The organism is Anaerococcus sp. Marseille-P9784 (genome assembly GCF_902500265.1).
GTDB lineage: Bacteria > Bacillota > Clostridia > Tissierellales > Peptoniphilaceae > Anaerococcus.
Window position 1 is genome coordinate 45,220 of sequence record NZ_CABVOZ010000003.1, and the last position, 18,020, is coordinate 63,239.

Annotated in this window: 19 protein-coding genes and 1 tRNA gene; 19 read left to right on the forward strand and 1 reads right to left on the reverse strand. The window is 30.3% G+C overall.

Annotation, left to right across the window (positions count from 1 at the left end):
- Positions 1-168 precede the first annotated feature (168 nt).
- From GAN53_RS06800 to GAN53_RS06865, 14 genes are all read left to right on the forward strand, one after another.
- A complete protein-coding gene (locus GAN53_RS06800; protein WP_151410355.1) occupies positions 169-588 on the forward strand; it encodes a GNAT family N-acetyltransferase in 420 nt (139 codons plus the stop codon).
- 41 nt (positions 589-629) lie between these two features.
- A complete protein-coding gene (locus tag GAN53_RS06805) occupies positions 630-1,115 on the forward strand; it encodes an NUDIX hydrolase (protein WP_151410357.1) in 486 nt (161 codons plus the stop codon).
- Between the two features lie 568 nt (positions 1,116-1,683).
- A complete protein-coding gene (locus tag GAN53_RS06810; RefSeq protein WP_151410359.1) occupies positions 1,684-2,040 on the forward strand; it encodes a DUF3796 domain-containing protein in 357 nt (118 codons plus the stop codon).
- The gene (locus GAN53_RS06815; RefSeq protein WP_151410361.1) at positions 2,033-2,233 is read left to right on the forward strand and encodes a helix-turn-helix transcriptional regulator; all 201 of its coding nucleotides are present in this window, start codon (positions 2,033-2,035) and stop codon (positions 2,231-2,233) included. The genes GAN53_RS06810 and GAN53_RS06815 overlap by 8 nt, the downstream gene beginning before the upstream one ends.
- Positions 2,234-2,895: 662 nt before the next feature.
- A complete protein-coding gene (locus GAN53_RS06825; RefSeq protein WP_151410362.1) occupies positions 2,896-4,065 on the forward strand; it encodes a M20 metallopeptidase family protein in 1,170 nt (389 codons plus the stop codon).
- Between the two features lie 697 nt (positions 4,066-4,762).
- Positions 4,763-5,014 (forward strand): hypothetical protein, encoded by a 252-nt coding sequence (locus GAN53_RS06830; protein ID WP_151410364.1) that lies wholly within the window; start codon positions 4,763-4,765, stop codon positions 5,012-5,014.
- A 423-nt stretch (positions 5,015-5,437) separates the two neighbouring features.
- Positions 5,438-6,046, forward strand: coding sequence for a class I SAM-dependent methyltransferase (locus GAN53_RS06835; RefSeq protein WP_151410366.1), 609 nt, complete (start codon positions 5,438-5,440; stop codon positions 6,044-6,046).
- 27 nt (positions 6,047-6,073) lie between these two features.
- The gene (locus tag GAN53_RS06840; protein WP_151410368.1) at positions 6,074-6,700 is read left to right on the forward strand and encodes an L-2-amino-thiazoline-4-carboxylic acid hydrolase; all 627 of its coding nucleotides are present in this window, start codon (positions 6,074-6,076) and stop codon (positions 6,698-6,700) included.
- A gap of 68 nt (positions 6,701-6,768) precedes the next feature.
- A complete protein-coding gene (locus GAN53_RS09870; RefSeq protein WP_225791845.1) occupies positions 6,769-7,107 on the forward strand; it encodes a hypothetical protein in 339 nt (112 codons plus the stop codon).
- 36 nt (positions 7,108-7,143) lie between these two features.
- Complete coding sequence (locus tag GAN53_RS09875) at positions 7,144-7,707, forward strand: alpha/beta hydrolase fold domain-containing protein (RefSeq protein ID WP_412835131.1); 564 nt, start codon at positions 7,144-7,146, stop codon at positions 7,705-7,707.
- A 223-nt stretch (positions 7,708-7,930) separates the two neighbouring features.
- Complete coding sequence (locus GAN53_RS06850) at positions 7,931-8,365, forward strand: hypothetical protein (RefSeq protein WP_151410369.1); 435 nt, start codon at positions 7,931-7,933, stop codon at positions 8,363-8,365.
- A 203-nt stretch (positions 8,366-8,568) separates the two neighbouring features.
- Positions 8,569-9,741 carry an iron-containing alcohol dehydrogenase gene (locus GAN53_RS06855; RefSeq protein WP_151410371.1) on the forward strand — a complete coding sequence of 391 codons (1,173 nt, stop codon included), beginning with the start codon at positions 8,569-8,571 and terminating at the stop codon, positions 9,739-9,741.
- A gap of 15 nt (positions 9,742-9,756) precedes the next feature.
- Positions 9,757-10,707, forward strand: coding sequence for a serine hydrolase domain-containing protein (locus tag GAN53_RS06860; RefSeq protein ID WP_151410373.1), 951 nt, complete (start codon positions 9,757-9,759; stop codon positions 10,705-10,707).
- A 1-nt stretch (position 10,708) separates the two neighbouring features.
- On the forward strand, positions 10,709-11,017 hold the full coding sequence (locus GAN53_RS06865; protein ID WP_099320822.1) for a DUF4298 domain-containing protein: 309 nt from the start codon (positions 10,709-10,711) through the stop codon (positions 11,015-11,017).
- A 103-nt stretch (positions 11,018-11,120) separates the two neighbouring features.
- On the opposite strand, the gene GAN53_RS06870 is transcribed toward GAN53_RS06865, so the two are convergent.
- Positions 11,121-11,196, reverse strand: a tRNA-Thr gene (locus GAN53_RS06870).
- Positions 11,197-11,293: 97 nt separating this feature from the next.
- On the opposite strand from GAN53_RS06870, the gene GAN53_RS06875 reads away from it, so the two are divergent.
- Genes GAN53_RS06875 through fba form a run of 5 tightly spaced genes read left to right on the forward strand, consistent with a single transcriptional unit; the run spans position 11,294 to position 17,999 of the window.
- On the forward strand, positions 11,294-12,490 hold the full coding sequence (locus tag GAN53_RS06875) for a hypothetical protein (protein ID WP_151410374.1): 1,197 nt from the start codon (positions 11,294-11,296) through the stop codon (positions 12,488-12,490).
- A 7-nt stretch (positions 12,491-12,497) separates the two neighbouring features.
- Positions 12,498-13,271, forward strand: a complete 774-nt coding sequence (locus tag GAN53_RS06880) for a TraX family protein (protein WP_151410377.1) — start codon at positions 12,498-12,500, stop codon at positions 13,269-13,271.
- A gap of 8 nt (positions 13,272-13,279) precedes the next feature.
- The gene (locus GAN53_RS06885) at positions 13,280-15,361 is read left to right on the forward strand and encodes a Tex-like N-terminal domain-containing protein (RefSeq protein ID WP_151410379.1); all 2,082 of its coding nucleotides are present in this window, start codon (positions 13,280-13,282) and stop codon (positions 15,359-15,361) included.
- Positions 15,362-15,367: 6 nt separating this feature from the next.
- Positions 15,368-17,080 (forward strand): proline--tRNA ligase, encoded by a 1,713-nt coding sequence (locus tag GAN53_RS06890; protein ID WP_151410381.1) that lies wholly within the window; start codon positions 15,368-15,370, stop codon positions 17,078-17,080.
- Between the two features lie 52 nt (positions 17,081-17,132).
- Complete coding sequence (gene fba, locus GAN53_RS06895; RefSeq protein ID WP_151410383.1) at positions 17,133-17,999, forward strand: class II fructose-1,6-bisphosphate aldolase; 867 nt, start codon at positions 17,133-17,135, stop codon at positions 17,997-17,999.
- Positions 18,000-18,020: the final 21 nt, after the last annotated feature.

The window sequence follows — 18,020 nt, forward strand, 5'->3', positions numbered from 1 at the left end:
ATAGTTAATTATATGATGTTTATTGATTGGCATCCACATATAAGGCTTTTAAAATTTGTTAGTTTTATCAATACTGACCACCAAGCCATGTGTAGACTATAGCATTATTGTACAAGAAAATAAGAATTTGAATTTATAATATAATAGGAGTTTATCTGGAGGTTATGAATGGATTACAAGGAAATATACGCTTCACAAATTGATCTTTTGTGGGAACTTCAAAAGCAATATAAAGCAGAAATAGGAGAGGATATACCGAATGATATATCCAAGAAACGTCTGAAAGATGCAATCAGCAAAGGGGAAATATTATTTTTCGGAGCATGGGAAGGTGATGCGTTGGTAGGCTGCTGTTCAATAACAGTTGGTTTTTCAACTTTTGACTATATGCCAAGTGGAATATTTGAAGATTTTTTCATATGTCCTGACTTTCGTCATAAAGGAATAGCACGCCAGCTAGTCCAATTTGCATATAGGTCAAGTGCTATAAGTTCAATGACTGTTGCTTGTGCACAATGCGATATACAAATGTATAAATCACTTGGATTTTCAATTCAGCTTGGAAACCTGTTTGCATTTGAACCATAAGTTACGGTTCTTAGATGAGAAAGTATATAAAGGAGAAAACTATGGAGCATAATTGCGCTATTATTAACGATAAAAAAGCATTTAGATATAGAGCAGCAGCCATCATAGTCGAAGAGGACTCTGTGCTTCTTGCAAGAAATGATGAGGACGACTATTACTACTCGGTTGGCGGAGCGGTTCACATGGGCGAGACATCAGAAGAAGCAGTCAAGAGAGAAGTATTTGAAGAGACAGGTTTTAATTACGAAGTCGATCAACTTGCCTTGATACACGAGAACTTCTTCATCGGCAGCTCTGGCATAAAAGGAGTGGACTTTCATGAGCTTACACTCTACTACATAATGAAGCCCATGGGCAAAAGAAATTTTACGAGCAAAAGCACTACAGCATCAGGCGCTAAAGAGACAATGCATTGGGTGCCGATAGATGGGCTCGATAAATGCAAAGCATACCCGACATTTATGAAAGAATATCTTAAATCGGAGCATAGTGGAATAGAGCATATAATTTCAGATGAAAGATATTAATTAATCCCACTATTATGGCAAGAGATTGTTCCATAAATGTTATTTCATAAAAATTGACAAATAACCGCCAATGGCATATTATGATAATTAACAGTACCCGACACGCCTCTTAATATAATGCGGACCAAGTCGGGTCATTTGATTATAAGGAGAAATAATGTGAGGAAACCTCATTAATATCCCACAAATGCAAGCAAGTAATAAATTTATTGTTTTATAGAATAGAATAAAATATGATCTCATAAATTAGATTTGATGATTTATCTAATTTGCTTAAAGGCATGGGATAGTATGAATAGAAAATAGATGATTTTTATTTAAATATAAATAGAAAGAAGATGCAGTGAAATTATAGTCTTTTAGGGTTTGATTTTAAAATCTAAAAGACTATTTTTATGCTCAGAATGATTTATGGAGCTAAACATATTAAAATTTATATTATTATTAATTTTTATTAGGTCTTAGATTAATTGAACTATAAAGAGGATGATTTTAATTGTCTTACATTCGCGGATGTGGTATAACTTTATCATAATGATAGAAATAAATCACATAAAGGAGGATTTATATGGAAAGAAGAATAAATTTTTTAGGATTCTTATCACTGCTCTCTATAATTTCAGTGTTAGCTTTTATTACAAATAATACTGGATGGATTGGATTTTTGGGATTTCTATATTATTTAAGATACTTTTGGATCTTACCTGATGAATCTTTTATTAGATATGTGGAAAAATCTGCAGCATTAGCTTTTTTTAGCCAAATGATATCTCTTATTCCATCATTATTTATCCTAGGTATTATCGGATATAAAAACTATATTGAGATTGCATTTGGATTTTGCTTCTCAATTGGAATATTTGTATTCACAATAGCTATCGCATACTTTGAATGGAAAGAATCCAAAGGGATTAACTATGATTAAAAATAGAATAAAAGAATATAGGGCAAAGTATAATTTTACACAAGCTGATTTGGCGAAATTAGTGGGTGTTAGAAGAGAAACTATAGGAAATTTAGAGAATGGCCGTTATAACCCATCTTTGGAATTGGCTTGGAATATTGCCAAGATATTTAATGTGAGTATTGAAGATATTTTTAACGTTATAGATGAATAGGGAATATTTGTGAGGATTTTTATTAAACTAACATCATATCTTAAATGGATAGGATTATTTGGTTTCTTCGGACTTGTTTTTGATAGTCAGTTTTTGTATTATCAGCTGGACTTCTGATTGAGTTTAAAGACATAAAAGTAGATAAAATAGAAGATTATAATAGGTATGATTCAAGACTGATTAAGTCAGATTTTGACTATTCTATGTATAAATGCAAATATATTCATAGAGGGCAAATTGTGAGTAATATTTTAGAATAAATTTACTATCAAAAATTTATATAGATATATTCCCACATACAAGGCTTTTGAAATATTAAATTTTATCCATACTGACCACTCAATCCATGTTGAGAGTGTAGTGTTGATATCACGTATTAAGGACTGATAGGCACTAGGGTCTGTTAATTTGGATTTTTGAAATAATGGTTTTAAAAGAAGATAAAATTACAATATTGGAATCATATCTATCGTAGGCTTATTAGTTAGAGTACCTACTATAAGTGCTACAATTGACCTGAGTGTAGGTGAAATTGCAAGCGTTGTGCTTGCACAAATTTCATTTGGCGTGGTGCTAACAAGCAAAGTCATTCCAATATTAACTAAAAATATACAAAGAAACGCAATATAACAAATAATAGTATAATTATGTAAGGAGGAATTATGAATAATTATTTTAAAAAAGCTTTGGAATACAAAGGCGAGCTTATTGAAAAAAGAAGAGCCTTACACCAAATTCCAGAAGTTGGACTAGATTTACCAAAAACAAAAGCATATGTAAAGAGTGAACTTGAAGGACTTGGCCTAAAAGTAAAAGAATACGGTTCTTCTGGTTTATCTACCCTTATTCAGGGTGAAAAAGGCCAAGGAAAATGCATTATGATTAGGGCAGACATGGATGCACTTCCAATGAATGAAGAAAGTGGTTTGCCATTTGCTTCAACTGGAAATACTGCCCACACTTGTGGACACGACCTTCACTCTGCTATTGCCCTAACTGCTGCAAAAATTTTATTAGAAGAAAAGGCAAATTTCAAAGGTACAGTTAAATTTATGTTCCAACCAGCTGAAGAAATTTTTGCTGGATCTAGAATGATGATTGAAAATGGATTATTAGAAAATCCTAAAGTTGATAGGGCAATTGCACTTCACACCGCTCTTGACAGAGAAACAGGTTCAATTTGTTACAATGAAGGCTATATTGCTACAAGCTCAGATAACTTTAAAATTACAATTAAAGGTAAAGGCGGCCACGGCGCATATCCTCACACTACAATTGACCCAATAAATGTGGCTGTAAATATTTACACAAATTTCTTAGAGTTAATCGCCCGTGAATCTCCACCTCAAGAAACGAACACATTGACATTTGGGATGCTAAGTGCCGGCTCAAATTCAAATATTATTCCAGAAATTGCTGAAATGCAAGGAACACTTCGTTCATACAATCCAGAAGTTAGAAACAAATTAAAAACAAGAATGCTTGAAATTATCGAAGGTTTAAAGATTTCAACAAAAGCTGAAATAGATCTTGACTTCTTCACCGGAGTTCCAAGTCTTTATTCAGATCCAGAATTCACAAGAGAAATTGTGGGATATATAAAAAATAGTGATTTTGATGGCGAGCTCATTCCAGACACACAAGTAATGGCAAGCGAAGATATGGCTCTTGTAGCTGAAAAAGTTCCAACCGCATATTTCAATGTCAACTGTAAATTGCCAGGCAACAATTTTAGCCATCACAATCCCAAAGTAAATTTTGACGAGAATATGATGCCGATTGGGCTGGGACTAATGCTTACAGCCGTTGTCAACTGGCTTAACAACAACTAATTTGCTCCAACAGATCAAAGTGTTGATAAAGTAATTTCAAGCTTAAAATTGAAAAAGAAACAAGCTGATGCTAGGAAATCATTAAAACTTTTCAATGATATCAATAAATTGCAACCACAGGTCTGGTATCTAAAATAATAGCTTTTCAACGCTTCTAGTATAAGTATGAAATAGACCACAAGAGCTTTTTGTTTCAACTAAAGCTTGTATCTTGGCTGAATAAAGAAAAACAAAATGAATTAAAATAAGACTTAGATGCCTTTCGTGGATGCAAAAGCTTAATTATAAGGAAAATAGAAAATTGATAAATTCCAGATATGAGACTTCTGTAAAATGTTTTAAGTTATTCATACTGTAATTTCAGGACATGTGGAGACTATGGCGTTGATACCAAAGAAATAAACTCAGTAATTCTGCATTTGTACTTTCAACAAGAGTAGCTTAAAAGGCTGCTCTTTTTTTTATTAAATAGGTTTCATTCTTCAAAAAAATAAAATACTCATAAGCTAACTTTACATATTCTGTCTTATCCCTACTAACGATTGGACTAGTAAACGAAATGTTTACAGAAAAGAATAATGACGACTACAAATACAAAGAAGTAGCTACTCAAGATGATTTTGATGGATTCTTATTAAATAGGTTAATGGTATAGTAAAATCAAATAGTAATATTAATCTATAAGAGGAGTAAAGTCTTGAGAGATAATGATTTAAGTAAAGAAGAGTTAGAGTTTTTAGATGTAGGTAGTAGAGTTTTCAAAAAAGGGCAATCTCTAGAAGAATATAAGTCTGATATTAAAAGATGGTTGATGTTATGTCCCTGGAAATATTCTTCAAAGCTTGCTGATGACACTATTGAATTCTATAGTACTTATATTTCCTTAGCTTATTTTAATGAAGAGCCTATTGTGAGTATCGCCTGTGATATAGGATATTGTTGTGGCTAAAATAAGTATGCGATTTAATTAAGCATCTATCAAAAAATGATAGGTGCTTTTCTTTTGTGTAAAATTCATTAAGCAGAGATATAGGTGATATGTGTTAACTAAAAAGAATTTAGGCAGTCAAGTCTTTAAAAATTATCTTTTGAGGTTCCAGCTTTAAAAGTGGACGATAGTTAATAATTTTATACGAATATTTTCAGATTACAAAAAATGTAGAAAAAAATTTTTCATTAAAGCTTAAATGGCTAATCGACACAAATATAGCCTTTTATAGAACAATAAGAGTTATAAATGATAGATATGAATTCATTAAGGTGTTTAGATATTGATAATTTATAAAAAGTGCACATTTTTACTAAAAATATTTAATTTTAAAAGTAAACATGATATAATTTAAATGATAATCAGTATCAATGGGAGGAGGAAATGTTTAAGAGTTTTTTTGAAAATTTTAGAAAGCCTAAAGACAATTTTGGCGGAAGATTTATGTTAAAAAGTATGAATAGCGGTCATGAGAAATTAGCTAAGTGGGGAAGATCTTACTTAAATATTGATAAAGATTATACTGTATTAGATTTGGGCTGTGGTGGTGGAGCCAACATAGAATATTTTTTAACTAAAGCAAAAAAAGTTTACGGTATTGACCATTCAGAAACAAGTGTAAAAATGTCAAGTGAGATAAATAAAGAAGCGATTGAGTTAGGAAGATGCGAGATTTTTCTGGGAGATGTAAAGAATCTTCCTTTTGAAGATGAATCTATAGATATCGTCACTGCTTTTGAAACTATATATTTTTGGAATGAAATAGAAGAATGTTTTAAAGAAATTTATCGTGTGCTTAAAAAAGGCGGACAATTTTTAATATGCAATGAAGTATCATCTATGAAAAGAAGAGATGTAAAAAAATTAGCGCATATGATAGAAATGGAAGTATACACACCCGACGACTTAACAAAAATGCTTGAAAAATTGGGCTTTAATTGTCAATATCATTTGGACAGAAAAAAACAAGTCGTTTTCATCGCAAGAAAATAGATAAGATAAAGAAAGGCAAAGGATAAAATGAAATATCACAGTTTTTATTTCTATCAGTTTCAACATCCTATGAAAAAAGTTTTGGTGGAAAAATATGGAAAGGAGTATGCCAAGAATATCCTCAAAAAAAGCAAAATAATTTATCGAAAACTAGTAGAAGAAGCGGATGATATCGGCAATGATAATCCCATGGCATACAATGAGATGTTCGCTCTTGTATTTGTTGCACCATATTTAGCAAGCGAAAAAGAAATTGCACCAGAGACCATCCAGGAAATGATGCGTCGCTCTCTGTATTTTGTCAAATGGTTTTTTTCATTAACTAATCTAAATACTAAGAGAGGAAAAGAAGCCAATAAGAAAAATATAGTTAAGTATTATAAATGGTATACAGAAGAAAAAGAAAAACTCTATCCCACATCATTTAAGGTCGATTTTGAGGGAGAACCATATGAGGGCGCTTGTTATTACAGAATTACTCGTTGTCCTATTTGTACATACACTAAAAAGCTTGGGGTACATGAATTAATGCCGCTATTCTGTGAACTTGATGAGCTTATGATAAGTCTTCAACATGGAGTTTTACATAGAAAAGGCACGATAGCAAATGGAGCAGATTGTTGTGATTATTTTATCACAGGTGATAGAGAATGAACCAATGTTATATGAATAAGAAATTGGTATAGTTTGTGATTAATTTATTATTATTGGAGTAGAATAAAATGAGCTTAACTTATAAAATTGCATCGACAATTGTAAGACTTATCGGAGTCAAAAAAATGTTTTTAAAGAACAAGGAAGAGATACTTGAGTATGCAAAAGGTGAAAATGCAAAAATAGTATTTGATTTAGAAAAGGCAAAGAAAAGAGCTACGAGAAAAAATTACTATCTTTATGACAGGGATGTTATGGGTTACAGACTGATTTCATATCAAAAAAATCAAATTCCTTCAGAAGGCGCAGTTCTTTATCTATTTGGTGGAGGAATGATAACACAACCGGACAAATTGGACTTTGCTTTGTCGGAAAGAATAATGCAACAAACCGGAAAAGATGTATAGTTTTTATTTTATCCACTTTGTTCAGAAGATGTAAAGATAGATAAGACATATGAAATTTGTTTTGAAACTTATAGACTTATGACCAAAACTTATAAGGCCGAAAACATAAGTGTTCTCGGATTTTCATCGGGAGCTTGTCTATCACTAGGGATTTTTCTAAATAATAATGCTTTAGGAAGACCGCTTCCAATGCCAGGCAAGATTATTTCAGTTTCTCCGGGAGGAATTCCGGATGTAACTGTCGATGAGAACAAAGAAATTTGGGAGAAATTAAAAGAACTTAACCACAATGACATAATGATTGAACCTACGTATATTAAAACTGCAAGAGAAATCTCAAAAGGAGATAAAGACATACCTGAATATATGCTAGACGGAACGGTTGGAGATTATACCGACTTTCCGAAAACATATTTTTATTACGGCGAAAATGAATGCCTCTATGCCTTTGCTGACGAATTTAAAAAAGCAATGGAAAAATATCATGTTCCATATGAAATTATTGTAGGCAAGGGAATGTGTCATTGTTATCCATTGGTAAGATTTTTTAGAGAAGGAAGAAATGCACAAGATGAAATTATTGAATTGTTAAAACAATAGTATTAAAATAACTTATATTTTATTAAATTACTTATTTTTAATCACTTTCTCTACTGGAAATTTAGAGACGATCCAATAACACAAGCATAAAATTTTGGGATAATAGAAGGAAGTTGATATAATATAGAAGATATTGAAATTATTAAGCAATTTCAAAAGATAATACACTTAAAAAGTTTTTGTTTCCAATAAAAGAAGTTTAGAAATTAAGTTAGGAGATTTTGTGGCGAAAATTATTTTATTATTAGTATTTATTTCTGCCTTTATTTATAACTATAATTTGAAAAGAAAAGTAACTTATTATGTGGAAAAAGAGCCTATTATTATTGGTATATTAGTTTTTTATGCAGTAATTGTTCTTTATATGGCCTATAGATATTATAATAATTTTATTGGATATACTCTTGCCATTTCAACAATTTTACTTGTATATTCAATTGTCTTTTTTCCTGGAATTGCTAATGGGAAGGTACTTATTTTTATGGGTTCTACTCCATTATTAAAACTAGTAGAACTTAGTGAAATCAAAGAAATATTTACCGATAATAGCAAAGATGAAAATTCATTTAAGATAAAAATAAGAGTCTTTGGCAATGAGTTTACTCAAACTTATAGCAAAACCAAAAAAGATGAAATACTTAAAATAATAAATAGTTAAGATAAATTTCGATTTAATTTTAATAAAATTACTTTCATATGTATAAGAGAGATTTTATATTTGATTAGAAAATTAATTTTAACCTATGAGCATGGGAAATCTCATATATAGAAAGATCCATGCTTTTTTATTTTTTGCTTATTATTATTGAAAGTAGGGTAGAAATTAAAAGATAAAGGTAATTTTACAATTAAGGAGAGTTTATGAAAGATTTTACATTTGACATTTCAACAAAGATTTTATTTGGCAAAGATCAACTTAAAAATTTAGCAGGAGAGATAAAAAAATACGGAAGCAAAGTGCTTTTAATATATGGACAAAAAAGCATAAAAAAAATTGGTCTTTATGATCAAATAATAAAAATATTTTCTGAAAATTCGATTGAATCTTTCGAATTGCAAGGAATAGTTCCAAATCCAAGAATAGACAAAGTTCGTATGGGAGTAAAGATTGCAAAGGAAAATAAAATCGACTTCATACTTGCTGTCGGTGGTGGTTCTGTAATCGATACTGCAAAACTTGTTGCAGCTGGAGCTTTAATTGAAAATGACCCTTGGGATATTGTAATTGGCAAAGCAAAAGTAGAAAACGCACTTCCTATAGGCAGTATCCTAACACTTGCAGCAACAGGTTCTGAGATGGATACATCTTCTGTAATAACCAATGAAGAAACTTCACAAAAATTGGGTTGGGGTTCAGAATTTGTAAGACCAAAATTTGCAATTATGAATCCAGAGTACACTTATACTGTAAATTCTTACCATACAGCTGCTGGAACAGCTGATATTATGAGTCACACTATGGAAAATTATTTTTCCTTAAATGACGGATGTTATTTGCAAGATAGATTTTCTGAAGGGATTTTAAAAACTTGTATAAAATATGGGCCGATAGCAATAAAAGATCCAGAAAATTACGAAGCTCGCGCTAATTTGATGTGGGCAAATTCCTGGGCTATAAATGGCTTGTTGGATGCTGGAAAATCAACTGCTTGGTCAGTTCATGCGATGGAACATGAATTATCAGCACTAAGAGATATAACCCACGGAGTAGGACTAGCAATTTTAACTCCATATTGGTTGGAATATTGTTTAGACGATGAAACTAGTGAAAAAATCGCGGAATTTGGCTACAATGTATTTAACTTAGAAAAAAGCGAATCTACCAATGAAGATGCAAAAAAAGCCATAGAAGCTCTAAGAGAATTTTTCTCATCTATTGGAATCCCTACAAAGCTTAGAGATGAATCATTTAGCGAAGAAGATTTACCAACCATGGCAAAAAATTGCATGAATAATAGAAAAACTCCAGAAATAAACGGATTTAAACATTTAGTAGAAGAAGATGTCTTAAATATCTATAAAAAAGCCTTTTAACAATTTGGATAAATTTTGAATTTAGAAATTATGGAAAATATTGAAAAATTTGCAAATAAAATAATTGAAAATAAAAATTCAGCAGAAAGTTTGATAATATATAATAATAATTCAGACTATATTCTAGATTTAGCAAATGATAAGGTCTTTGATGTTAGATCTATATCAAAAACTGTCCTCTCTTTAGCATGTGGGATATTAATTGATGAAACTTTTGGTGAATTTTCATTGGAAACTGAAATTTTTCCTATTATTAAAGATAAAATCAATTTAACCAATAAGAAAAATTTAAAAAATCTCAAAGAAGTCAAAGTAAAACACTTACTGACACATACTACTGGATATAGAGATTTGCTGCTTTTTTCCAAGGATTTAAAAGAAAGTGACTATGATAATCTTTTTGACTATTGCATTAACTATCCACTTTATTTTAAGCCTGGAAAGGAATTTTTGTATTCTAATGCTGGATATTATTTGCTTTCCGCAACTATGGAAGAATATTTAGAATATGATCTTTTTGATTTTATAAATGAGGATTTGCTTGTTCCCTTGGATATAAAAGATAGATCTTGGGGAAAATATGGAAAATATCTAGCAGGTGCTACAAAAATAAAATTAAACGCCTATGACATGCTAAAAATTGGCAAGCTTATAGCAAATAATGGAATATTTAATGGTAGAAAAATTATTGATAAATCATATGTAGATCTAATGCAAAAGCCAATAGAAAAAAATACCAATGAAAATCAAAGAAAATTTTTGTCAGAAGATTATTATGGCTTGGGGCTTTGGATTTCTGATAAAAATACTATTTTTGCATCAGGAACTGGTGGACAATTAATTGTTTTTTTGAAAAATTTGGATATAATAATTGTTGCCACAAATAGTGGATCTTTGAGCAAAGCTCATAAGATAAAAGAAGATATTGACCAAATAATAGAAAAAATTTACGAAATAAGAGGATAAAATGAATTACGAACACATTAAAGATTATACAAAAATCTACGAAGACCATATCAAAATCACAGAAAATTTAAGACAAGCCTTGGAAAAATTTAAAAACCACCAAAAAGAATTAGAAAAATTGGAAAAATATTATTATTCTAAGGATTTTATGGATGATTTTGATGCTTCAAACGAAGGTAAAATTCCAGAAGATATAAACCAAGGAATTTTAACAGAAGATGCAATTTACGATCTTTTGGGCGATAATTATTATATGGCAAAAGATTTGCTTGATTTGGCAAATTATATAATACAAGATAAGGATAATTAGGAAAAGATTTAATAATAAATACTAAGACTTTAAAAATTCAAAATGAAATTGTTTTTAAAACAATAAAGACCTAGATTAAATAAGATCTAGGTCTTTTGGATTTTGGAGCTTCAAACAGGAATTGAACCTGCAACCTACGGTTTACGATACCGTTGCTCTGCCAATTGAGCTATTGAAGCATATTTTTTATTATACTTTCTTTTATAATTAATCCAAAAATATTAAAATAAATTTGTAAGCTTAAACGAATTTGATATAATTATACAAGGAGTTATTATGGATTATTCTTTTATTTTAAGACAATTACAAGCAATACCTGCTAATGATTATATGATTTACATAGGATTGGGCTTAATTATCTTATTTTTGCTTATATTTTTGATATCAAAAACCTTTAGAAAAACAGGACTTTTACTGCTAATTTTTGCCTTTGGGATCGATTATACTATAAAAAAATTACCTTTTAATATCTATGATAATTATCCACAAGTTTATAATGCTGTGACTGTACTTTATGTTTTAGGATTTCTAGTATTTTTTGTAAAAGTATTTAAAATGCTAGTAAAAAAAGAAAGTCTTAGTGAAGAAAAAGAAGAAGTAAAAAAATCAAAGCTTAAGGACTTTTTGAATTTCTCTGGAATCTCACCTTTTATGCTAATGCTTGTGATAAATATTTTAAATTACAAGAATTTTATTCCCAAAGATATTATAAGAATAGCAACGTCTTTAAGTTTTTTGTATATGGTTTTCAAAACCACTTACTCTACTTATAAATATTTATCAAGCAAGGATAATATACTAATTAATGAAAAAATGAATTTTAAAGAGATCAAAGATTTCTTAAATGAAGATGAAAAAGAAAAAAAATCTTCTAATCAGTCCAAAAATCAAGGTAGGAGAATTAGAAAAAGCGAATTTAGCAAAAATGACGATGATCCAACAGATACCATAGACAGTAAAAAAATCAAGGAAGAACTCCTAAAATCAAAAATTGACGACGAAGAAGAAAAAATAGAAGTTCCTATTAATAAAATTAAGGAAGATGAATTTATTAACAAATTATCAAATACTGATTTACTAAAGATAATTTCTATGGATTCAGATCAGTACGTTAATCTAACAACAATGACAATTACCAATTTATCTACTAAAGAAAAACTTTCTTATACTAGTGATAAGGCTAAATTTAAGATCCAAGAAAATGATCAATACAAAATCGACTTGGAATTTAAAACTTTTAATGAATACGATTATGGTAGATTTATTGACATCTTGATAGAATATGCCAAAGATAAAGATGCTTATAAGTTTGAACTAGAAATTTCGCCAAAAACTAAACCTTTTAGCAAAGTTGTATTTTTTGATCCATCAAATATTTTTGATATCGATCAAATGGATTATGCAAATGTTGGTGGTAAGAACATAAGCATGAATTTTCCTAAATATAAAATAAACTTTATTTCGGGCAATTAGGTGAATTATGGAAATTATAAATTTAAAATCAAAAGAAGAATACAAAAAAGTCTGGTTTAGAGATAGGAATTTTATAACAGGCGGACAAATCAAAATAATAGCAATTATTGCCATGTTTTTATCTCACCTTGCCCAAAGTGATTTTCTCTATTTGATTGGAGAAAAATATTGGGTGCTTGCTGATATCTTTGTCTTTATCGGTAGAATTTCTATGCCTATTTTTTGTTTTTTTACAGTGCAAGCTGTGATTTATAGCACTGATATAAAAAAATATTTTTTAAGGATGCTAATTTTTGCTCTAATCTCAGAAATTCCCTTTGATTTGGCATTAAATGATTCCTTATTTGATTTTGGAAGTCAAAATGTAATTTTTACCTTGCTTATTGGAGCATTAACCATATTTGCCATAGAAAAAGTTTTTCAATCAGAGAAAAATGACATCATCAAAATAATCTTTATAATATTGATAAGCCTTGTCGGCATGGCTCTTGGAAATATTTTAAAAACGGATTATAGTTATAAGGGTGTATTGGCGATAGTTTTGATATATCTAACAAGAAATAGAAAAATTTCTACCGCTATCGCCCTATTTGTGGGATTTTTCTTTGAATTAGAGGTGTGGGGCTATGCTATCGAAATGACCTATGGTTTTGTCTATTTATCAATCCCACTACTTATGTTATATAATGGTAAAAAAGGGAAACAAAGCAAATGGCTATTTTACATATTTTATCCGGCTCATTTGTTGTTAATTTATTTTTTGAAGTTGTTTATTTTATAAAGGAAATTATGGATATAGTAAATATTTTAGCTGAAGAATTAAAAATCGAAGCAAATAAAATTGAAAATGTTATAGAACTTTTGGATGAAGGCTCAACTGTAGCTTTTATTGCAAGATATAGAAAAGAAAAAACTGGTAATCTTACTGATGTTGAAGTAAGAGAAATCGAAAAAAATCTTAATAAATTAAGAAATATAGAAAAAAGACAAGAAGAGATTATAAGTGCTTTAGAAAATTCAGATAATTTAACTGATGAATTAAAAGCAAAAATTTTAGAGACAAATTCTCTAACTTTGCTAGAAGATATTTATAATCCCTATAAGAAAAAAAGGAAAACTCGTGCCGATATGGCAAAAGAATTGGGACTTGAGCCACTATTTGCTTATCTTTTTTCTAAAGCAAAAGATAACGATGACGCAATTAACTTTGCAAAAGAATTTGTAAATGAGGATATAGATTCGCCTGAGCTTGCAATTGAAAAAGCTCTTGATATAATGGCAGAAGATATAAATAACAACCTAGATGCCAGAAATATCGTAAGACGTGATGGCTTTATGAGAGCAAGAATTCTTGTAAGCAAAAAAGAAGATGATAAAAATCAATATGAACCCTATCATGATTTTAATAAAAAAATAAAAGATCTTAAGGCTTACCAAACTCTTGCCATAAATCGTGGAGAAAAAGAAGGAGCTTTAAGCGTAAAACTTGAATTTTCTGATGAATATAATAAAAAACTTATAAGCAATTTATATCAAACAAATAACACCTACCAAAAGGAATTATTAGATATTTGTATAAACGATGCTTACAAAAGATTGATTTTACCGTCAATTTCTACCGAAATGAGAAATAATATTACAGAAATTGCTGAAGATGAATCAATCAAAGTTTTTTCTAAAAATTTAAAACCTTATTTATTACAAAGACCAATAAAAAGCAAGGTTGTTATGGGTCTTGACCCAGGTTATAGAACAGGATGCAAAGTTGCAGTAGTAGATAGCAACGGGAAATATTTAGACCAAGCGGTAATTTACCCGGTAATTCCTCACAAAAAAGAAAAAGAAGCTTTAGAAATACTTACAAATCTTATTAAAAAACATGGAGTAAATTTAATAGCTCTTGGCAATGCAACTGCAAGTCGTGAAACAGAAATTTTTGTAAATAAGCTTATTGAAAGTTTAGATGAAAAAATTTCTTATGCAATTGTAAATGAAGCTGGGGCGTCAGTTTATTCTGCATCAAGCCTTGGAGAAGAAGAATTTCCAGATTTGGATGTAACAATCAGAGGAGCAATTTCCATGGCTCGTAGACTTCAAGATCCAATGGCAGAACTTGTAAAAATTGAGCCAAAACACATAGGTATTGGCCAATACCAACACGACTTAAATGAAAAGAAATTAGATAATGAACTTTCAAAAGTCGTGGAAGATTCTGTAAATGAGGTTGGAGTAAGCATAAATAATGCTTCTTATAAGTTATTGTCATATGTGTCTGGTCTAAACTTAACTTTAGCAAAAAGAATTGAAGAAGACTTCAAAGAAGGCAAATTAATTTATAGGAAAGACCTAAAAAAAGTTAAAGGTCTTGGGGATAAAACCTATAAATTAGCAGCAGGATTTTTAAGATTTCCAGATTCACCAGAAATTTTAGATAATACATCAGTACACCCTGAAAGTTATAAAATTGCCAAAGAAATAATAAATTACGATCTTGATGATATAAATTTAGAAGAAATTAGCGAAAAATTAGAAGTTGGATTGCCAACTCTAAAAGATATTATCGATGAATTAAAAAAGCCTGGAAGAGATCCAAGAGATGATAACCCAGAAGTTTTAACAAAATCAGAAATTATGACAATAGACGATTTAAAAATTGGAGATAAAATTTCTGGAAAAGTTAGAAACATAACGGATTTTGGTGCTTTTGTCGATATTGGTGTTGGAATTGATGGACTTATTCATATATCAAATATGAGTGATAAATTTATAAAAAACCCAAACGAAGTTTTGACAAATTCAGATATTGTCGAAGTAAAAGTTATTGAAATAGACAAAGAAAAAGAAAGGATAGGTTTATCCCTAAAGGATTAAAAAAATATGAGATTATCAAATTATTATATGCCAACATTAAGAGAAGACCCAGTTGATGCTGAAACTGTAAGTCACAAATTATTAGTAAGAGCAGGATATATTAGAAAACAAGCATCTGGAATATATTCATTCTTACCATTAGGCAAGTTAGTTTTAAATAAAATTGAAAAAATTGTTAGAGATGCTATGAACGAATATGGAGCAATTGAAGTTTCCACATCAATTTTGCAACCTAGAGAAATTTGGGAGGCATCAGGTAGATGGGATACATTTGGTCCAGAGATGTTTAAATTAAAAGATAGACACGAAAGAGAATATGCCCTTGGACCAACAGCTGAGGAAGCTTTTGTGGCACTTATAAAAGATGAAATAAATTCCTACAAGCAATTACCTCTTAATCTTTATCAAATTGTAGATAAATTTAGAGATGAAAAAAGACCAAGATTTGGTATAAATCGTTCAAGAGATTTCCTAATGAAAGATGCTTATACTTTTGATAAGGATTATGAAGGTCTTGAAAAATCTTATATGAATATGTGGAAAGCTTATGAATATGCCTTTGATCAGATGAAACTAGAGTATAAGATAGTTGAAGGTGACAATGGGGCAATGGGTGGAAGAAAATCACATGAATTTATTGCTCTTTCTGAAAGTGGAGAAGGTGTAATATTATACACCGATGGAAGTGATGATGCCTACACAGATGAAAAAGCTAGAATAAAAATCGATCCTATAAGAGAAGAAGAAAGAAAACTAGAATTGGTAGAAACAATCGATACCAAAACTATCGAAGAAGTTTCTAACTTTTTGGATGTAGATCCTTCAAAATGTGCAAAGGCAATTGATTTATTGGTAGAAGGAGAACCAGTTTTCGTATTTATTCCTGGAAATAGAGAGCTAAATATGGCAAAACTCATATCATATCTTAAAGTTCCAGAACATGAAATCCAAATGTTAGATGATGAATCTATCTTAAAAATTACTTCAGCCAAAGCTGGATTTACAGGACCAATTGGCCTAAAAGATGCAAGAATTATTATAGATAAAAGTCTTACAGAAATAAACAATTTAGTAGTTGGAGCAAACAAAGATGACCATCATTATATCAATGCAAATTATGGTAGAGATTTTGATGGCGAAATTGCAGAAGATTTGATCTTGGCAAAAGAAAATGATCCTGCTTACAATGGGTCAGGATTATACAAATCAGCAAGAGGTATAGAAGTAGGAAATATTTTCCAACTTGGAACAAAATACTCAGAAGCTTTAAATGCAAACTTTCTAGATGAAAATGGTGTAAGTAAGCCATTTATAATGGGCTCTTACGGCATAGGAGTATCAAGATCAATATCAGCAATCGTTGAGCAAAATTACGATGAAAATGGAATAATTTGGCCAACATCAGTAGCTCCATTCCAAGCTATAATTACCCTTGTAAATACAAAAGATGAAAATCAAGTTAAACTTGCTGAAGATATATATCAAAGCCTAAAAGCTAAAGGTATTGAAGTTTTATTAGATGATAGAAAAGAAAGAGCTGGAGTTAAATTTAACGATAGAGATCTAATTGGAATTCCTTATAGAATAACAGTTGGAAAAGATGCCATAAATGGACAAGTTGAATATTCTAAAAGAATTGATATGAAGAATTTGTTAATTGATAAAGGAGAAGCAATTTCTAAAATAGTATCTCAAATTAGTGAAGATTTAAGAAAATAATAGGGTATTATGATAATAGCTAGAAATTTTGAAATTTTATAAGGAGAATGAAATGTTAGTTAATGCAAAAGAATTTTTGGACAAGGCTTATGAAAATGGTTACGCTATAGCTCATTTTAACACAAACAACTTAGAATGGACCAGAGCAATTTTAGAAGCAGCAGAAGAAAAAAAGACAGCAGTTATCATAGCATCAAGTGAAGGTGCTGCAAAATATATGGGCGGATTTAAAGTTGTTGCAGATTTAGTTCGCGCTATGCATGATAGCTTAAATATCACAGTTCCAGTAGCAATTCACCTTGACCATGGTTCTTATGAGGGAGCAAAAGCTTGTATAGAAGCTGGATTTACATCAGTAATGTTTGACGGTTCTTCATTGCCACTAGAAGAAAATATCGAAAAAACAAAAGAAATAGTAGCTCTTGCTCACAGCAAAAACATCTCAGTTGAAGCTGAAGTTGGTGGAATCGGTGGAGAAGAAGATGGAGTTGCAAGCGAGGGTGAACTTGCAGATGTTGAAGAATGCAAAAAAATTGCCGCTTGTGGCATAGATTTCTTGGCAGCAGGTATAGGTAATATCCATGGAGTTTATCCAGCTAATTGGAAAGGCCTAAACTTTGACAGACTAAAAGAAATTTCTGATGCTGTGAAAATGCCATTGGTATTACATGGTGGAACAGGAATTCCAGAAGATCAAATCAAAAAAGCCATAAGCCTAGGTGTGTCAAAAATAAATGTAAACACAGAATGTCAAATTGCTTTTGCAAAGGCTACAAGAGAATATATTGAAGCTGGCAAAGATAAAGAAGGCAAGGGATACGATCCTAGAAAATTATTGGCTCCAGGAACAGAAGCAATCAAAGAAGTTTTATATGAAAAAATTGCTATGATGGGCAGTGAAGGCTCAGCTAACAAATAAAAAAATTATTAGGGGTTGCAA

Coding starts and splice junctions, on each gene's coding strand:
- fba (WP_151410383.1), top strand. CDS start 17,133: ATGTTAGTTAATGCAAAAGAATTTTTGGACAAGGCTTATGAAAATGGT.
- GAN53_RS06880 (WP_151410377.1), top strand. CDS start 12,498: ATGGAAATTATAAATTTAAAATCAAAAGAAGAATACAAAAAAGTCTGG.
- GAN53_RS06825 (WP_151410362.1), top strand. CDS start 2,896: ATGAATAATTATTTTAAAAAAGCTTTGGAATACAAAGGCGAGCTTATT.
- GAN53_RS06865 (WP_099320822.1), top strand. CDS start 10,709: ATGAATTACGAACACATTAAAGATTATACAAAAATCTACGAAGACCAT.
- GAN53_RS06855 (WP_151410371.1), top strand. CDS start 8,569: ATGAAAGATTTTACATTTGACATTTCAACAAAGATTTTATTTGGCAAA.
- GAN53_RS09870 (WP_225791845.1), top strand. CDS start 6,769: ATGAGCTTAACTTATAAAATTGCATCGACAATTGTAAGACTTATCGGA.
- GAN53_RS06805 (WP_151410357.1), top strand. CDS start 630: ATGGAGCATAATTGCGCTATTATTAACGATAAAAAAGCATTTAGATAT.
- GAN53_RS06840 (WP_151410368.1), top strand. CDS start 6,074: ATGAAATATCACAGTTTTTATTTCTATCAGTTTCAACATCCTATGAAA.
- GAN53_RS06890 (WP_151410381.1), top strand. CDS start 15,368: ATGAGATTATCAAATTATTATATGCCAACATTAAGAGAAGACCCAGTT.
- GAN53_RS06885 (WP_151410379.1), top strand. CDS start 13,280: ATGGATATAGTAAATATTTTAGCTGAAGAATTAAAAATCGAAGCAAAT.
- GAN53_RS06800 (WP_151410355.1), top strand. CDS start 169: ATGGATTACAAGGAAATATACGCTTCACAAATTGATCTTTTGTGGGAA.
- GAN53_RS06875 (WP_151410374.1), top strand. CDS start 11,294: ATGGATTATTCTTTTATTTTAAGACAATTACAAGCAATACCTGCTAAT.
- GAN53_RS06835 (WP_151410366.1), top strand. CDS start 5,438: ATGTTTAAGAGTTTTTTTGAAAATTTTAGAAAGCCTAAAGACAATTTT.
- GAN53_RS06810 (WP_151410359.1), top strand. CDS start 1,684: ATGGAAAGAAGAATAAATTTTTTAGGATTCTTATCACTGCTCTCTATA.
- GAN53_RS06815 (WP_151410361.1), top strand. CDS start 2,033: ATGATTAAAAATAGAATAAAAGAATATAGGGCAAAGTATAATTTTACA.